The organism is Pseudomonas sp. EpS/L25 (genome assembly GCF_001512295.1).
Classification (GTDB): Bacteria; Pseudomonadota; Gammaproteobacteria; order Pseudomonadales; family Pseudomonadaceae; genus Chryseomonas.
Genome location: NZ_LNUP01000013.1, coordinates 65,329 through 80,542, shown reverse-complemented (window position 1 = coordinate 80,542; position 15,214 = coordinate 65,329). Strand labels below are relative to the sequence as shown.

Below are 15,214 nucleotides of genomic sequence, written 5' to 3'. Positions count from 1 at the left end.
CGCGCGCTAGGCGGCACCCTGGGCCCCTGACGTGGGCTGCAGCCAGTTGGCATGCTCCGCGCAGAAGGCCAGGATCCGCTGGACCCGGCGGATCTGGTCTCGGTGGCGGCACTCACCCGTCACCGTGCGCACCAGCAGATCGACATTCTGCATGTGGATCAGGCGCAGGTCGGGGCTCATGTCGGGAAAGTCCTCCATCTCGCCCATGCGCGTCTCGCAGCGCGAGAGCAGGCGATCGATGAAGTCCGGGGAAAAGCGGGCGGGAGACTGAGCGGTTTCCAGGTCATTGACCGCAACCTGGGAGCAGGGGGCAAGCGTTTCCATGCGCAATGTCTCACGTCCGTAGCGAAACCTTACTATTGCACGCTTTGCCCGCAGGATTCAGCTGCCGATTGTCAGCTGCTTTTCGGTAGGCTCTCGGGTCCTGGCGGGATGCTCGCTCTCCTTGGCCGCCGCCTCTAATAGCGCAGCCCGTGCCCTGAGGTATGACTCCTTGCGCTGCAGGTCGGCGGGATGCTCGATGTTTAGACTGGCCAGATAGGCCTGCCAGGTCGCCAGATAGGTCTTCTGCGCATTGCGCAGCAGACGATCCTGTCCACTGGGTAACCGATGCGTTGCCTCCCGAGCCGCTGTCGCCGCCGCGCCCTGGCAATCGCCCAGCTGCCGCCGGAATCCGGGCAAGCGCTCCTGCTCACCGGCCAGCCGGGCGTTGTTGCCGTTCAGCACCAGCAATTCGCAGCCATAGAGCGCACTGTGCAGCCGCGCCTGCAGCAGCCAGCTGGACGAGCGGCCGAATTCGGCCGCCGTGGCGGGCGGTGGTGAGACTGGCTGGCGCACCGCACAGCCGGAGAGGCCGAGCAGCAGCAACAGCGGTAGAAGGGCGGATCGGCGCATATCCCGGTCTCGGCAAGCCATGGTGAATCCCAAGCCTACCGGTAGCCTTCCCATTCCTGATACCTATCCTGCACCTGGTTACCGGCCGGCTGCCAGTGTAGGCAGTCCTTGCCGCTCAAAAGGCTAGGTTCGCAGCCGAGTGGACTGACGATCGCTATGACAGCCGACTAGCAGCAGGGCGAGGCTAGTGTGGTTTAACAGGCTTCCTTCTCCCCGAGGATCGAAGGTACACCCGACATTGGGTGGGTCCGTTTTCAGGATCGAGCAACTACATCGAGTGCAGATTGGGGCAGAGGGCGCTGCCTGGTGCCGGTACGGACTAAAACGAGTGGACGCTACCCAGCCACTGCCAGTACCTGGAATCCGTTCGATCTGTATCTCTTGGCCTTAGTACCGCCTGGGTATCATGCCTCTTTCGCTCCCGGTCGAGGTCACCATGCAACTCAACGACATTCCATTCGGAACCACCGACTGGTCGAAAGTCGAACCTACGGTCCATCCTGGAGCAACCGGCTCAGCCCTATGGCGGACCTGCCACTTCGGTACGGCAAGGGTTCGTATGGTCGAGTACAGCGCGGGTTACCTTGCGGATCACTGGTGCAGCAAGGGACATGTTCTACTTTGCTTGGCGGGTCGGCTGGACACCGAGCTGGATGATGGTCGCGCCTTTACCCTGACTGCCGGCATGAGCTACCAGGTAGCCGACAATGCCGAGGCGCACCGGTCCTCGACCGTTACCGGCGCTAAGTTATTTGTCGTGGATTGAGGCTGTGGGTGCCAGGGCTGCCGAGGACCGCCAGGCACAAAAAAACCGCCTCGAAGGGCGGTTCCTTGACCTCCACGACGATCATGGAGGGTGATGCTTGGTGCCCCGGGGGAGACTCGAACTCCCACTCCTTTCGGAAACGGATTTTGAATCCGCCGCGTCTACCGGTTCCGCCACCGGGGCAATGGCGGCGGAGTATAGGGACGCGGGGAGGCCCGGTCAATCCAAAGTGCGTTGGTGAAAAAGGCCGCTTCCGGTAAGCTGTGCGGCCTTTCGAGATCTACCTGCCATGCACGTCGCCGACTTCCATTTCGAGCTTCCCGAATCCCTCATCGCCCGTCATCCGCTGGCCGAGCGCCGCGGCAGTCGATTGCTGGTGCTCGACGGCCCCAGCGGTGAGTTGAGTCATCGCCACTTCGCCGATCTGTTGGGTTATCTGCAGCCGGGCGACCTGATGGTGTTCAACGACACCCGGGTGATTCCGGCGCGGCTGTTCGGCCAGAAGGCCAGTGGCGGCAAGCTGGAGATCCTGGTGGAGCGGGTGCTGGACGAAGAGCGGGTGCTGGCCCACGTGCGTTCCAGCAAGTCGCCCAAGCCGGGCAGCCGCATCCTCATCGACGGCGGTGCCGAGGCCGAGATGGTGGCGCGCCACGAGGCGCTGTTCGAATTGAAGTTCGCCGAGCCGGTGCTGCCGCTGCTGGAGCGGGTCGGCCACATGCCGCTGCCGCCCTATATCGACCGGCCCGACGAGGCCGAGGATCGCGAGCGCTACCAGACCGTCTATGCACGCAACGCCGGTGCCGTGGCGGCGCCCACCGCCGGGCTGCACTTCGACGAGCCGTTGCTGGACGCCATCCGGGCCAAGGGTGTGGAGACCGCCTTCGTTACCCTGCACGTCGGCGCCGGTACCTTCCAGCCGGTGCGAGTGGAGCGGATCGAAGACCATCACATGCACCGCGAGTGGTTGCAGGTGGAGCAGGCCGTGGTCGATGCCGTGGCCGCCTGCCGGGCACGCGGCGGCCGGGTGATCGCCGTCGGCACCACCAGCGTGCGCTCGCTGGAAAGCGCGGCCCGCGACGGCGAGCTCAAGGCCTTCGCCGGCGAGACGGACATCTTTCTCTATCCCGGTCGACCCTTCCATGTGGTCGATGCGCTGGTGACCAATTTCCACCTGCCCGAATCGACCCTGCTGATGCTGGTGTCGGCCTTCGCCGGTTACCGCGAGACCATGGCCGCCTATGCGACCGCCGTGGCCGAGGGCTATCGCTTCTTCAGTTATGGCGACGCCATGTTCATCACCCGCAATCCCGGGGCCCAGGGCCCGGAGAGCTGATATGAGTTTCATGAATTTCGAATTGCTGGCCACCGAGGGCAAGGCCCGTCGCGGCCGCCTGACCTTCCCGCGCGGCGTGGTCGAGACCCCGGCCTTCATGCCGGTCGGTACCTACGGCACGGTCAAGGGCATGCTGCCGGACAGCGTCGCCGACATCGGCGCCCAGATCATCCTCGGCAACACCTTCCACCTCTGGCTGCGCCCGGGGACCGAGGTGATCCAGCGCCATGGCGACCTGCATGACTTCATGCAATGGCAGGGACCGATCCTCACCGATTCCGGCGGCTTCCAGGTGTTCAGCCTGGGCGCGCTGCGCAAGATCAAGGAAGAGGGCGTCTACTTCGCTTCGCCGGTGGATGGCGCCAAGGTCTTCATGGGGCCCGAGGAATCCATGGCCGTGCAACGCGCCCTGGGCTCGGACATCGTGATGATCTTCGACGAGTGCACCCCTTATCCGGCGGATTTCGACACCGCGCGCCGTTCCATGGAGCTGTCGCTGCGCTGGGCCAAGCGTTCCCGCGAAGCTCATGGCGACAACCCCTCGGCGCTGTTCGGCATCGTCCAGGGCGGCATGCACGAAGAGTTGCGGCTGCGCTCCTTGGACGGTCTGGAGCAGATCGGCTTCGACGGCTACGCCATCGGCGGCCTGTCGGTGGGCGAGCCCAAGGAAGAGATGATCCGCGTACTGGACTTCCTGCCGCCGCACCTGCCGGCGGACAAGCCACGCTATCTGATGGGTGTCGGCAAGCCGGAAGACTTGGTGGAAGGGGTACGCCGTGGCGTCGACATGTTCGACTGCGTGATGCCCACCCGCAATGCGCGCAACGGCCATCTGTTCATCGATACCGGCGTGCTGAAGATCCGCAACGCCGTGCATCGCCACGACGAGACGGCGCTGGATCCGAGCTGCGACTGTTACACCTGCAAACATTTCTCCCGGGCCTATCTGCACCATCTGGATAAATGCGGGGAAATGCTGGGCAGTATGCTGAATACGATCCACAACCTGCGGTATTACCAGCGCGTGATGGCCGGTTTGCGCCAGGCTATCCAAGAGGGTAAATTGGCCGACTTTGTGGACGCCTTCTATGCTCGGCGCGGCCTGCCTACACCGCCGCTCGGCAGCTGAAAGCCCCTGTCCGATCGATGCAGCGAGACGGCGCTAGCCCGCCGTCCGCCGCGGTCGTGAACCGGGGAACCAGGCTCGTCGAGGTGGTCGCGAGCGACCGCCGGCATGTCTTCTCTTTCCGTCATCCAACTCTGCAAGGAGTAGTGCAATGAGTTTTCTGATTTCCACGGCCCAGGCCCAGGAAGCTGCCGCGCCGGCCGCCAACGCCGCACCGGGGGGTGAATACATTCAGTTCATCTTCCTCATCGGCTTCGTGGTGATCTTCTATTTCCTGATCTGGCGTCCCCAGGCCAAGCGCACCAAGGACCACAAGAACCTGCTCGGCGGCCTGCAGAAGGGCGACGAAGTGGTGACCACCGGTGGCATCGCCGGCCGCATCAACAAGGTCACCGACGATTTCGTGGTGCTGGAAGTGTCCGACAACGTCGAACTGAAATTCCAGAAGGGCGCCATCGCCGCGACCCTGCCGAAGGGCACCCTGAAGGCCCTCTGAGCCTTCCTCACTCTAGCTAACACCGGGGCGCGCAAGGCGCCCCGCCTTTATCTCGGGCGGTGTCATGCTCAACAAATATCCCCTCTGGAAGTACCTGCTGATCCTGGCCGTACTGGTCGTGGGCGTCATCTATTCGGTTCCCAATCTGTACCCCGACGATCCGGCCCTGCAGATCAGCGCTTCCAGCACCGAACGCACGGTGACCCCTGCCGATGTACAGCGGGTCAACGCGGCGCTGGCTCAGGCGCAGCTCGCCGTGAAGTCCAGCGACGTCAACGAGAGCGGCAGCCGGCTATTGATCCGCCTGGCCCGTGCCGACGACCAGTTGCCGGCCCAGGAAGTGGTCCGCCGTACCCTCGGCGACGACTTCGTGGTGGCGCTTAACCTCGCGCCCACCACGCCGCAATGGCTGCGCAAGCTGGGCGCCAGCCCGATGAAGCTCGGCCTGGACCTTTCCGGCGGGGTGCACTTCCTGCTGGCCGTGGACATGGACAAGGCCGTGGATGCACGGTTGAGGGTCTATGACAACGAGGTCAAGACCCTGCTGCGCCGGGAGAAGGTGCGCTATCGCAGCATGCCCGACCAGAACGGTGCCCTGCAGCTCGGCTTCACCGACGCCGCCGACCTGCAGCAGGCGCAGAGCCTGATCCGCAAGAACTACACCGATTTCGACCTGACCACCGACACCCGTGGCGACCTGCAGGTGCTGCGTCTGCAGCTGACCGAGGCCAAGCTGCGCGAGATCCGCAACTACGCCGTCACCCAGAACCTGACCACGGTGCGCAACCGGGTCAACGAGCTGGGCGTGGCCGAGCCGCTGGTGCAGCGCCAGGGCGCCGACCGCATCGTGGTCGAGCTGCCGGGTGTGCAGGACACCGCCGAAGCCAAGCGCATCCTCGGCAAGACCGCCAACCTGGAATTCCGCCTGGCTGCCACCGCCGATACCCCACGCGCGTCCACCGAGAGCTTCGAGTTCCGCGAGCCGGGTCGTCCGGCGGTGCCGCTGGAGCGTAACGTCATCATCACCGGTGACCAGGTCACCGACGCCTCGGCGAGTTTCGACGAGAACGGTCGGCCCCAGGTCAACATCCGCCTGGATGGCCACGGTGGCGATCTGATCAATCGCGCTACCCGCAGCAACGTCGGCCGCAGCATGGCCGTGGTGTTCATCGAGCAGCGTCCGGTCACCCGCTATACCACCCAGACCGTGGACGGCGTGCAGAAGGAAGTGGCGGTGCCCGGCTTCGAGGAAGAGCGGCGCATCATCAGCCTGGCGACCATCCAGTCGGCCCTGGGCAACAGCTTCCGCATCACCGGCCTGAACGGTTCGGGCGAAGCCTCGGAACTGGCGTTGCTGCTGCGCGCCGGTGGCCTGGCTGCGCCGATGTACTTCGCCGAAGAGCGTACCCTCGGCCCGAGCCTGGGCGCCGACAACATCGAGAAGGGTATCGATGCCTCCCTGTGGGGCATGCTCTTCGTCTCGCTGTTCCTGATCGCCATCTACCGCTTCTTCGGGCTGCTGGCGACCATCGCCCTGGGCTTCAACATGGTGCTGCTGATGGCCTTGATGTCCATCCTGCATGCCACCCTGACCCTGCCGGGTATCGCCGGTATCGTCCTGACCATGGGCCAGGCGGTGGACGCCAACGTGCTGATCTTCTCGCGGATCCGCGAAGAGATCGCCAACGGCATGCCGATCCAGCGCGCCATCCATGAAGGCTTCAGCCGTGCCTTCACGGCGATCCTGGACTCCAACCTGACGACCCTGCTGGTGGGCGCCATCCTGTTCGCCATGGGCACCGGGCCGGTCAAGGGCTTCGCCGTGACCATGTCGCTGGGTATCTTCACCTCCCTGTTCACCGCCATCTTCGTGACCCGTGCCATGGTCAACCTGATTTATGGCGGCCGGAACGTCAAGAAGCTGTGGATTTGAGGACGCGGCGATGAAAAAGACCATCAACTTCATGGGCGTACGCAACATCGCGTTCGCCATCACCGCCCTCCTGACCGTCCTGGCATTGTTCAGCTGGTTCTACAAGGGGCTTAACTTCGGCCTGGACTTCACCGGCGGTACCCTGATCGAGCTGCGCTACGAGCAGCCCGCCGATCTCGGCAAGATCCGCCAGGAACTGCAGGGTGCCGGCTTCGAAGAGGCCGTGGTGCAGAGCTTCGGCGCCACCACCGACGTGCTGGTGCGGATGCCCGGCGACGATCCCCAGCTGGGCCAGAAGGTGACCACCGCGCTGAAGCAGGCGAGCACCGATGGCTTCTCCCTGACCCGTACCGAGTTCGTCGGTCCGCAGGTAGGCGAGGAACTGCGTGACCAGGGTGGTCTGGGCATGCTGCTGGCCCTGGGCAGCGTCCTGGTCTATGTGGCCTTCCGCTTCCAGTGGAAGTTCGCCGTGGGCGCCATCATTTCGCTGATCCACGACGTGGTGGTGACCCTGGGCCTGCTGTCGTTCTTCCAGATCACCTTCGACCTGACGGTGCTGGCGGCGGTCCTGGCCATCATCGGCTACTCGCTCAACGACACCATCGTGGTGTTCGACCGGGTCCGGGAGAACTTCCGGGTCCTGCGCAAGGCCAGTCTGATCGAGAACATCAACGTCTCGACCACCCAGACCCTGCTGCGGACCCTGGCGACCTCGATCTCGACCCTGCTCGCCGTGGTGGCGCTGCTGGTCTTCGGTGGCGACAACCTGTTCGGCTTCTCCCTGGCGCTGTTCATCGGCGTACTGGCCGGTACCTACTCGTCGATCTACATCGCCAACGTGGTGCTGATCTGGCTGGATCTGAAGAGCGAAGACCTGATCCCGCCGCAGACCAAGGAACTCGACGAACGTCCCTGATGTCCTAGGCATGGTAAAGGGCCTTATGCCCGCTATGACAGTAGTCAGGAGGTTGTAGTGAACAAGTCGATGCTCGTAGGTACGGTTCTGGGTGTCGTCGTCGCCACTGCGGGTGGCGCCGTGGCCTACAGTTTCGTCGACCGCGGGCCTCAGTACGCCGAGGTCGTCGCCGTCCAGCCGGTGAAGGAAACGGTCAAGACGCCCCGCGAGGTCTGCAAGGACGTGACGGTGACCCACCGTCGCCCGGTCCAGGACCAGCACCAGATCGCCGGTACCGCCGTAGGTGCGGTAGTGGGTGGCCTGCTGGGCAACCAGGTCGGCAACGGCAGCGGCAAGACCCTGGCGACCATCGCCGGTGCGGTCGGCGGTGGTTACGCCGGCAACAAGGGTCAGGAATACATGCAGAATCGCGACACCTATACCACCACCCAGACCCGCTGCAACACGGTCACCGACAGCAGCGACAAGGTGGTTGGCTATGACGTGAAGTATCTGCTGGACGGCAAGATCGGCCAGGTCCGCATGGACCACGAGCCGGGCAAGCAACTGGAAGTGAAGAACGGCCAGGTGCTGGCCAGCCAGTGATCCGCGTCAGCGGCTGAGGCCCCAGGGCTTCAGCCAACAAAAAACCCGCTAGCTGGTGACAGGTAGCGGGTTTTTTGTTGTGTCTTGCGCGGTGATCCGAAAACTCTGCCGCTCCGGCCAAGGGCGCAAGGCGCCCCTGGCCAGTGCACTCACTCAGACGGCGGGGCGGGGCGTTTCAGCTTTGGGCCGAAGCCACCGCCGGGCGGAGATCCACGCCGGCGCCTCGAACAGTCCGTTGATGTTGCGTGCTTCCAGGAATTTGGCGACGGCCACCGGCACCAGGATGCCGAAGGCGCAGCCGGCCAAGATATGCAGCAGGCCGTCATTGATGTGCAAGCCCTTGCTCAGGATGATGCGGGCGCCACTGCCGGTCAGCACGTGCATGACGTAGATGGGCATGGACAGGGTGCCCAGGGTCAGCAGCCACTGCAGCGGACGCTGCGCCAGTACCATGCAGGTGGCGCTGACGAAGATGATGCCATTGAGCGCCAGTACCAGGGTGGCCAGGCCGCGGTCGGTGTAGACCAGACCCAGCAGGCCGTGGAACCAGTATTCCAGCACGACGAACAGCAGCCCCGAGCCCAGCATCACCCGGCCGGCCTGCTCCTCGATGGCCTGCTTGAAGTTGTTGAACCAGACGCCGAAGGCGAAGAAGACGAAGTTCTGCGCGGTGAAGGTGAAGAAGAAGTCTTCCGGACCGGCGTTCTGGAACAGATAGACCAGGGCGCCGAAGGCGAACACGGCGAAGAAGGCCATGGGCTTGGCCCAGCGGTAGGCGAGCATGGCCAGGCAGAACACCAGGAACAGCGCATAGAGGAACCAGAATTGCTGGCGTGGCTCCCAGACCGTCAACACCTCGCTGAAGCTCACGCCGCCGTTGGTATAGCGCGACATCAGCGCCTCGACCGAGCCCTGCAGCAGCGACCAGACCAGGAACGGATAGACGATGGTGTCGATCTTGTTCACCAGCAGACCGCCGGTACCGCGCTTGACGAAGGAGTTGTAGAAGAAGAGTCCGGACAGGAAGAAGAACAGCGGCATGTGGAAGCTGTAGATGACGCTGTCCACCAGACCGTGGAATTCGGCGTCCTGCAGGATGCCGGCGTTGAGCAGACCACGGACGACGTGGCCATAGACCACCAGGATGATGCCAATGGCCTTGGCATAGTCGACCCAGAGATTGCGAGTGTTCATTGAATGATCCTTTTCAAAAGAGAACCTGTGCCGCTGGAGCCAAGCGCTGGTGCAAACGAAAGCGTGATCGCTGCGGCGCCAGGGGCGCGCATCGCGACAGGTTCGATCATGGTAGGACTCCCGGAGGAACGACGTCCGTAAGTAGCCGGTGACAGGATGGGGCTCCTTGCCCGCGTTCTGACCGTGGCTATCTGCCATTGTTCATGGCTTGTTTCCTGCTGGACGTGAACCGGACGACACTTTGATGGCTAAGAGCCCCATTGTCCGACGAGCTGTTACCGAATGTTTAGAGGGACTGCTTGAGCAACAGCAGTTGTTTCTCCTTGAGCAACTGCTCGTAGCGGGGCGAGGTATAGATCAGCAGGACCTGTTTCTTGCGGGCGGCACGGGCGCTGAATTTGTAGAAGACGGTGTCGTGATCGAAGGCCAGGTAGGCCTGGGCATCGTCATCGTGGGACAGCTGCTCGAAGGCCTCGGCGGATGACTGGGACGAGGGCTTGCCGTACTTCTGGGTGAGGCCCTCGGCGATCAGGAAGGATTGGGCCAGGGGCGTGACGATGGAGAAGCGCAGGAACTTGCCATTGATGAAGAAGGCGCCGGCCTCGACCTTCTCGCCCGCGAAGGCAAGGTCGTCGCAGCCGAGGTAGTCGACGCCATTCACGTCGCTCTTGCGTGGCTGGAAGTTGCACAGGCGCTTGGCGAGGAAGGTCTTCTGATCGGTGCCGAAGGCGATGCCCGCGTAGCCGTCGACGGCCCGCACGCAGGGCGCGACGAGCATCAGCAGAGTGACTGTGACGAGCGCAAGGAGGGGCGACAGGCTGGACCTGACGGGCATGGTGACTTCGATTCCCTTCACGAAGGCCCAGGGGCCGACTTATCCCGGCCGATGCTAGAAGCTCCGCCAAGGCTTTGCCACCCTCGTCGGCGGCTTTTGTCGAGGGGTTCAGGGTTGGCGTCAGGCGACGCCCGGCGGGATCTGGTCCCGGCCATAATCCTTGAGCTTTTCCAGGTTCTCCGGCTTCTGGTGCTCGGGGACATCGTCCGGCTCGACCGGGGTATCCAGGGGCTCCTGGTCTCGGGTGTCTTGGCTCATGGCAGGGCTCTCGGCAGGGGATTCCCGGCTTTGAGCGGCGTGTCACCCGGTCGGTTCCGCCGGCTCAGTTGCCGGGGGCATCGGTCAACCAGCCTTCGCGCCGCGCCAGGCGCCAGGCCAGGATCGCCGAGATCAGGCCACGCAGGGCCATGAAGGTGAGGAAGGCCAGCCACAGGCCATGGTTGCCGAGTCCACGCAGCAGCCAGCCGAGCGGCAGTGCCAGCAGCAACGCCAGCAGCATCGAGTTGCGCATCTCCCGGGCGCGAGTGGCACCGATGAAGAGGCCGTCCAGCAGGTAGCTGACCATGGCGACCAGCGGCAGCAGGGCCAGATAGGGCAGATATTGGTGGGCTTCCTGGCGCACCGCGGCGATGTCGCTCTGCAGGGCGACGAAGAGATCGCCGCCCAGGGCGAAGGCAACGGCGAACACCAGGCTGGCCAGCAGCGACCAGCCACCGGCGATCACCAGTACCCGGCGTAGGATGGCCCCTTCGCGGGCGCCCAGGGCGTGGCCGGCCAGGGCCTCCACCGCATGGGCGAGGCCGTCCAGGGCGAAGGCGGTGACCAGCAGGCCGTTGAGCAGCAGGGCATTGGCGGCGACGGTGGTCTCGCCCAACTGGGCGCCCTGGGTGGCGAACAGCAGGAACACCGCCTGCAGCGCCAGGGAGCGGATGAAGATGTCGCGATTGACCGCCAGCAGCGGGCGCCAGCTGGCCAGCCGACGCAAGGCCGGGCGGTCGATCCGTCCCGGCCACAGCCGTAGGCGGCGGAGCACTAGCCAGAGGCCGAGCAGCACGCCGCTCCATTCCGCCAGGACCGAGGCCAGGGCGATGCCCTGCACCCCGGCGCCGAGACCGAGCACGAAGACGGTCACCAGCAGCAGATTCAGGGCGTTGGTGGTAAGCAGCAGCACCAGCGGCGTGCGTGCATCCTGGGTGCCGAGCAGCCAGCCGATCACGGCGTAGCTGAGCAGGGCTGCCGGCAGGCCGAGCAGACGCAGGTGCAGGAAGCGCGCGGCCAGTTCGGCGAAGGCGGGATCCAGGCCGAGCCAGGCGAGCAGGGGATCGAGCGCCAGGCTGGCGATCAGCAGCAGGAGCAGCGACAGGCCCAGGCCCAGCAGGCCGGCCTGCAAGAGGATCTGGCGCAGGCCGGCGCCATCGCGCCGGCCACTGGCCTGGGCGGCGAAGCCGGTGGTGCCCATGCGCAGGAAGCCGAGGATACCCAGCAGTGCCGTGTAGAAGGCGCCACCCATGGCCACCGCGGCGAGCTGGCGGGCTTCCGGCAGATGGCCGGCGATGGCGCTGTCGACCAGGGTGACCAGCGGCACGCTGAGGTTGGACAGGATCATCGGCGCGGCCAGCGCCCAGACGCGGCGGTGCAGGACGGGGTGGCGCCAGTCGGCGAGCAGGGTGGTCATGGACGATTCGCAGCGGCCGCAAAGCGCCCATTGTAGGGCAGCTGACGCGAGCGGTCCTCTCCTTGCATGCCGAAAGGATTCGTTACCCCAGTTGGAGCTTTGCCATGTTCAAGCACTACCCCGCCGCCTACCAGCCGTCGCCCGGTACCGCCTTCGAGGTCGACAAGGCCTTCTACGACCGCATCCGCCACCAGCCGGAGGGCCGTACCCTGGTCGAGGCGTTCGAGGTGCCGATCCGTACCGGGCGCGCCTGGCAGGTCCCGGCCGACCACGTGTTCCGCGTCACCGCGCCCCACGGGCCCCAGGTGGGCGATTTCAATGTCTGGAATGCCCAGGATCCCCGCGAGCGCCTCTGGGCGGCGCGCACCCGGCAGCTGCAAGGCGCGCATGTCTCCACCCACGACCGGCTGTGGTCCAACCTGCCGTTCCTGCGGCCGCTGTTGACCATCACCGACGACACCCTGGCCAGCTATGGCACCGACGAGCACGGCGGGCGCATCCACGATCTGCTGGGCACGCGCTGCGATCCCTACGTCAACAAGCTGCTGACCGGCGAAGACTTCCACCACCACTGCCATTCCAACCTGACCCGTGCGGTGCTGCCTCATGGGTTGACCGAGTTCGATGTGCACGATGTGCTGAACATCTTCCAGGTCACCGGGCTGAACGAGGACGGCATGTACTTCATGAAGGCCTGTCCGGCCCAGGTAGGCGACTACCTGGAATTCTTCGCCGAGATCGACGTGCTCTGCGCGCTCTCCACCTGTCCGGGCGGCGATCTGTCGGTGGCGCTCTGGGGACCGGAGAAACAGGACCCGCTGTCGGTCTGCCGGCCGCTCGGGGTGGAGGTCTATCGTCTCTCCCCCGAGTTGCTCGACGGCTGGCGCTCGCCGGAGCGGGCGCCCTATCGAGGCAACCATGGGCTGGAGGTGGTCAAGCCGGCCTGGGAGCGATAGCGGCTATCGGCGCGGGCAGGCGTTTTTCGTTGGACAGCGGTGGTCGTTCTTTCCGACACTCAGACCACTGCCTTCGAGGACCCTGTCATGCCCGCCCGCCTGCTGCTCAATTGCGATTCCGGTGAAAGTTACGGTACCTGGACCCTGGGCGACGATGCCCATGCCATTCCCCTGGTCGACCAGGCCAACCTGGCTTGCGGTTTCCATGCGGCCGATCCCCTGACCATGCAGCGCGCCGTGACCCTGGCGGTAGCCAACGGCGTGCAGATCGGCGCCCATCCGGCCTATCCCGATCTGGTGGGTTTCGGTCGCCGTCCCATGGCCTGCACGCCAGACGAGGTGGAGGCCATGATCCTCTACCAGATCGGCGCGCTGGACGCCTTCTGCCGCGCCGCTGGCGTGCGCGTCGAATACGTCAAACCCCATGGCGCCCTCTACAACGCCCTGGTCAAGGACGATGCCCTGCTCGCCGCCGCACTGCGTGCCTGCGCCCGTTACCGCGAAGGCCTGCCGCTGATGGTGCTGGCCAAGGCCGACAACATCCGCGAGCAGCGCCTGGCCGAGGCTGCCGGTGTGCCGCTGTTGCTGGAGGCCTTCGCCGACCGCGCCTACCTGGCCGACGGCTCCCTGGCGCCGCGTGGCCAGGTCGGTGCCGTCCACCACGATCCCGAACGTATCCTCGCCCAGGCCATCGCCATCGCCCGTGGCGACGACTTCCCCGGCTTCGATGGCCAGCCCATGCGCCTGCAGGCCGACAGCCTCTGCGTGCACGGCGACAACGCCGAGTCCCTGGCGGTCCTGCGGCGCCTGCGCGCGGCGCTGGACGCCCTATGATCGTCCTCAAGCCCTTCGGCGTGGCGGCCCTGCTGATCGAGCTCGCGGAGCGCCCGGATGCCGAGCTGCCGTTGCGCATCGCTCGCCTCGGTGAGGGTATCCGCACCCTTTTCGGTGCGGCGGTGACCGATCTGGTGGCGGGCTGGACCAGCCTGCTGGTGCACTACGACCCGCTGCGCCTGAGCCTGGCCGGATTGCAAGCCGGGTTACAGCCGTTACTGGCTGACTGGCCAGGCGCGGTGAACGCCGCCGTGAGTGGGCGTCTGCACCAGGTGCCTACGCTCTATGCCGGGCCCGATCTGGCCGAGGTGGCCGAGCGCTGTGGCCTGAGCCAGGCCGAGGTCATCGCCCTGCACTGTGGTCGTGATTATCAGGTGGGTGCTATCGGCTTCATGCCGGGCTTCGCCTTTCTCGGGGAGCTGGATGAACGCCTGGCGCTGCCCCGGCGGAGCACGCCGCGTACCGCCGTGCCCGCCGGCAGTCTGGCCATCGCCGAGCGCCAGACCGCCGTCTATCCCCAGGCCTCGCCGGGCGGCTGGAATCTCATCGGCCGCTGCCTGTGGACCGTCTTCGATGCCCAGGCCGAGCCGCCCTGTCTGCTGGCTCCCGGTGACCGGGTGCGTTTCGTGCCGGTCGATGAAGCGACCTTTCGTGCCCAGGGAGGCCGTCCATGAGCGGCATGCAGGTCATCAAGCCCGGTCCCCTGACCCTGCTGCAGGACCTGGGGCGCCAGGGCTGGCAGCACCTGGGCGTGTCACCCGCGGGGCCCATGGACGGCCAGGCCGCGCGCTGGGCCAACCGGCTGGTGGGCAATCCCGTCACCGCGCCGCTGCTGGAGATCGCCCTGGGCGGTGCGGAGTTCGAGATCCAGGCGGACACCTGGCTGGCCCTCACCGGCGCGCCCCTGGACGCCCGGCTGGACGGCGAATCCCTGCCGCCCTGGTCGTGCTTTCCGGTCCACGCTGGCGCGCGCCTGCGCCTGGGCTTCGCCCAAGCCGGCCAACGGGCCTACCTGGCCGCCGCGGGCGGCGGCTTCCAGGCGTCACCGACCCTGGGCAGCGTAGCGAGCAACAGGCGTGAGGGTCTGGGCGGCGCGGATGGTCGGGGCGGGCCCTTGGTGGCTGGACAGGTTCTGGCGTGCGCCAAGGTGCGCGGCCTGCACGAGCGCCGCTGCGGGCCGGCCTGGCGCTTCGTGCCGGACTACCGGCAGAGCCCGACGCTGCGGGTGATCTTCGGCGGCGATGCCGAGGCCTTCGGCATGGCGCAGCAGGAGGCGTTCTGCGCACAACCCTGGCGGCTCAGCCCACAATCCGACCGCATGGGCATCCGCCTGGGCGGTGCCACGCCCCTGGTGCCACCGCGCCGGCAATGGTCACTGGGAGTGGTGACCGGCGCCATCCAGGTGCCACCCGACGGCCAGCCCATCGTGCTCATGGCCGATCGGCAGACCATGGGCGGTTATCCGTTGCTGGGTTTCGTCCATCCGTTGGACCTCGGGCGCCTGGCGCAGTGTCCGGCCCACCACGAGGTGCGCTTCGCCCCGGTGGAGCTGACCGAGGCCCAGGCCGACTGGCGTCGTTTCCTGGCCTTCTTCGGTGGGTGAACGCGCAGTCGGTCTTGCAGGAGGAATCTTGTCCGCTTCGATGAGTCGCACGCTCAGAGGCGATGCCG

At 65.7% G+C, this 15,214-nt stretch carries 17 protein-coding genes and 1 tRNA gene; 11 read left to right on the top strand and 7 right to left on the bottom strand.

Going from position 1 to position 15,214, the window contains the following annotated elements; translation table 11 throughout:
• Positions 1-6: 6 nt before the first annotated feature.
• Both AR540_RS14360 and AR540_RS14355 read right to left on the bottom strand, forming a co-directional pair.
• Positions 7-324 carry a hypothetical protein gene (locus tag AR540_RS14360; RefSeq protein WP_059229885.1) on the bottom strand — a complete coding sequence of 106 codons (318 nt, stop codon included), beginning with the start codon at positions 322-324 and terminating at the stop codon, positions 7-9.
• A gap of 57 nt (positions 325-381) precedes the next feature.
• Positions 382-894: a hypothetical protein gene (locus tag AR540_RS14355; RefSeq protein ID WP_059229884.1), complete on the bottom strand. Its 513-nt coding sequence runs from the start codon at positions 892-894 to the stop codon at positions 382-384.
• A gap of 436 nt (positions 895-1,330) precedes the next feature.
• Between AR540_RS14355 and AR540_RS14350 the strand changes: the two genes are divergently transcribed.
• The gene (locus AR540_RS14350; RefSeq protein WP_059229883.1) at positions 1,331-1,660 is read left to right on the top strand and encodes a DHCW motif cupin fold protein; all 330 of its coding nucleotides are present in this window, start codon (positions 1,331-1,333) and stop codon (positions 1,658-1,660) included.
• A gap of 98 nt (positions 1,661-1,758) precedes the next feature.
• Here the strand turns inward: AR540_RS14350 and AR540_RS14345 are convergent.
• A tRNA-Leu gene (locus AR540_RS14345) sits at positions 1,759-1,843 on the bottom strand.
• 106 nt (positions 1,844-1,949) lie between these two features.
• On the opposite strand from AR540_RS14345, the gene queA reads away from it, so the two are divergent.
• From queA to AR540_RS14315, 6 genes are all read left to right on the top strand, one after another.
• Complete coding sequence (gene queA / locus AR540_RS14340) at positions 1,950-2,993, top strand: tRNA preQ1(34) S-adenosylmethionine ribosyltransferase-isomerase QueA (protein WP_059229882.1); 1,044 nt, start codon at positions 1,950-1,952, stop codon at positions 2,991-2,993.
• A 10-nt stretch (positions 2,994-3,003) separates the two neighbouring features.
• On the top strand, positions 3,004-4,122 hold the full coding sequence (gene tgt / locus AR540_RS14335; RefSeq protein WP_059229999.1) for a tRNA guanosine(34) transglycosylase Tgt: 1,119 nt from the start codon (positions 3,004-3,006) through the stop codon (positions 4,120-4,122).
• A 148-nt stretch (positions 4,123-4,270) separates the two neighbouring features.
• Positions 4,271-4,615 (top strand): preprotein translocase subunit YajC, encoded by a 345-nt coding sequence (yajC, locus tag AR540_RS14330; RefSeq protein ID WP_058762149.1) that lies wholly within the window; start codon positions 4,271-4,273, stop codon positions 4,613-4,615.
• Positions 4,616-4,679: 64 nt separating this feature from the next.
• Positions 4,680-6,548 (top strand): protein translocase subunit SecD, encoded by a 1,869-nt coding sequence (gene secD, locus AR540_RS14325; RefSeq protein WP_059229881.1) that lies wholly within the window; start codon positions 4,680-4,682, stop codon positions 6,546-6,548.
• 10 nt (positions 6,549-6,558) lie between these two features.
• Positions 6,559-7,464, top strand: coding sequence for a protein translocase subunit SecF (gene secF, locus AR540_RS14320; protein WP_059229880.1), 906 nt, complete (start codon positions 6,559-6,561; stop codon positions 7,462-7,464).
• A gap of 57 nt (positions 7,465-7,521) precedes the next feature.
• On the top strand, positions 7,522-8,049 hold the full coding sequence (locus AR540_RS14315) for a glycine zipper 2TM domain-containing protein (RefSeq protein ID WP_059229879.1): 528 nt from the start codon (positions 7,522-7,524) through the stop codon (positions 8,047-8,049).
• A gap of 153 nt (positions 8,050-8,202) precedes the next feature.
• On the opposite strand, the gene AR540_RS14310 is transcribed toward AR540_RS14315, so the two are convergent.
• From AR540_RS14310 to AR540_RS14300, 4 genes are all read right to left on the bottom strand, one after another.
• Positions 8,203-9,243 (bottom strand): acyltransferase family protein, encoded by a 1,041-nt coding sequence (locus tag AR540_RS14310; RefSeq protein ID WP_059229878.1) that lies wholly within the window; start codon positions 9,241-9,243, stop codon positions 8,203-8,205.
• 286 nt (positions 9,244-9,529) lie between these two features.
• Positions 9,530-10,078 carry a hypothetical protein gene (locus AR540_RS14305; RefSeq protein WP_059229877.1) on the bottom strand — a complete coding sequence of 183 codons (549 nt, stop codon included), beginning with the start codon at positions 10,076-10,078 and terminating at the stop codon, positions 9,530-9,532.
• Between the two features lie 120 nt (positions 10,079-10,198).
• Positions 10,199-10,336 carry a hypothetical protein gene (locus AR540_RS25750; protein WP_177339238.1) on the bottom strand — a complete coding sequence of 46 codons (138 nt, stop codon included), beginning with the start codon at positions 10,334-10,336 and terminating at the stop codon, positions 10,199-10,201.
• A 64-nt stretch (positions 10,337-10,400) separates the two neighbouring features.
• Positions 10,401-11,753, bottom strand: coding sequence for an MATE family efflux transporter (locus AR540_RS14300; protein WP_059229876.1), 1,353 nt, complete (start codon positions 11,751-11,753; stop codon positions 10,401-10,403).
• A 104-nt stretch (positions 11,754-11,857) separates the two neighbouring features.
• Here AR540_RS14300 and AR540_RS14295 point away from each other — a divergent pair, with 104 nt between their 5' ends.
• The 4 genes from AR540_RS14295 to AR540_RS14280 all read left to right on the top strand — a co-directional run bounded on the left by AR540_RS14295 (position 11,858) and on the right by AR540_RS14280 (position 15,146).
• A complete protein-coding gene (locus AR540_RS14295) occupies positions 11,858-12,709 on the top strand; it encodes an urea carboxylase-associated family protein (RefSeq protein WP_059229875.1) in 852 nt (283 codons plus the stop codon).
• An 87-nt stretch (positions 12,710-12,796) separates the two neighbouring features.
• Positions 12,797-13,543: a 5-oxoprolinase subunit PxpA gene (locus tag AR540_RS14290; protein ID WP_059229874.1), complete on the top strand. Its 747-nt coding sequence runs from the start codon at positions 12,797-12,799 to the stop codon at positions 13,541-13,543.
• Positions 13,540-14,217 (top strand): 5-oxoprolinase subunit PxpB, encoded by a 678-nt coding sequence (gene pxpB, locus AR540_RS14285; protein WP_059229873.1) that lies wholly within the window; start codon positions 13,540-13,542, stop codon positions 14,215-14,217. Before AR540_RS14290 ends, pxpB begins: the two co-directional genes overlap by 4 nt.
• The gene (locus AR540_RS14280) at positions 14,214-15,146 is read left to right on the top strand and encodes a biotin-dependent carboxyltransferase family protein (protein ID WP_059229872.1); all 933 of its coding nucleotides are present in this window, start codon (positions 14,214-14,216) and stop codon (positions 15,144-15,146) included. The genes pxpB and AR540_RS14280 overlap by 4 nt, the downstream gene beginning before the upstream one ends.
• Positions 15,147-15,214: the final 68 nt, after the last annotated feature.

Coding starts and splice junctions, on each gene's coding strand:
- AR540_RS14360 (WP_059229885.1), bottom strand. CDS start 324: ATGGAAACGCTTGCCCCCTGCTCCCAGGTTGCGGTCAATGACCTGGAA.
- AR540_RS14355 (WP_059229884.1), bottom strand. CDS start 894: ATGCGCCGATCCGCCCTTCTACCGCTGTTGCTGCTGCTCGGCCTCTCC.
- AR540_RS14350 (WP_059229883.1), top strand. CDS start 1,331: ATGCAACTCAACGACATTCCATTCGGAACCACCGACTGGTCGAAAGTC.
- queA (WP_059229882.1), top strand. CDS start 1,950: ATGCACGTCGCCGACTTCCATTTCGAGCTTCCCGAATCCCTCATCGCC.
- tgt (WP_059229999.1), top strand. CDS start 3,004: ATGAATTTCGAATTGCTGGCCACCGAGGGCAAGGCCCGTCGCGGCCGC.
- yajC (WP_058762149.1), top strand. CDS start 4,271: ATGAGTTTTCTGATTTCCACGGCCCAGGCCCAGGAAGCTGCCGCGCCG.
- secD (WP_059229881.1), top strand. CDS start 4,680: ATGCTCAACAAATATCCCCTCTGGAAGTACCTGCTGATCCTGGCCGTA.
- secF (WP_059229880.1), top strand. CDS start 6,559: ATGAAAAAGACCATCAACTTCATGGGCGTACGCAACATCGCGTTCGCC.
- AR540_RS14310 (WP_059229878.1), bottom strand. CDS start 9,243: ATGAACACTCGCAATCTCTGGGTCGACTATGCCAAGGCCATTGGCATC.
- AR540_RS14305 (WP_059229877.1), bottom strand. CDS start 10,078: ATGCCCGTCAGGTCCAGCCTGTCGCCCCTCCTTGCGCTCGTCACAGTC.
- AR540_RS25750 (WP_177339238.1), bottom strand. CDS start 10,336: ATGAGCCAAGACACCCGAGACCAGGAGCCCCTGGATACCCCGGTCGAG.
- AR540_RS14300 (WP_059229876.1), bottom strand. CDS start 11,753: ATGACCACCCTGCTCGCCGACTGGCGCCACCCCGTCCTGCACCGCCGC.
- AR540_RS14295 (WP_059229875.1), top strand. CDS start 11,858: ATGTTCAAGCACTACCCCGCCGCCTACCAGCCGTCGCCCGGTACCGCC.
- AR540_RS14290 (WP_059229874.1), top strand. CDS start 12,797: ATGCCCGCCCGCCTGCTGCTCAATTGCGATTCCGGTGAAAGTTACGGT.
- pxpB (WP_059229873.1), top strand. CDS start 13,540: ATGATCGTCCTCAAGCCCTTCGGCGTGGCGGCCCTGCTGATCGAGCTC.
- AR540_RS14280 (WP_059229872.1), top strand. CDS start 14,214: ATGAGCGGCATGCAGGTCATCAAGCCCGGTCCCCTGACCCTGCTGCAG.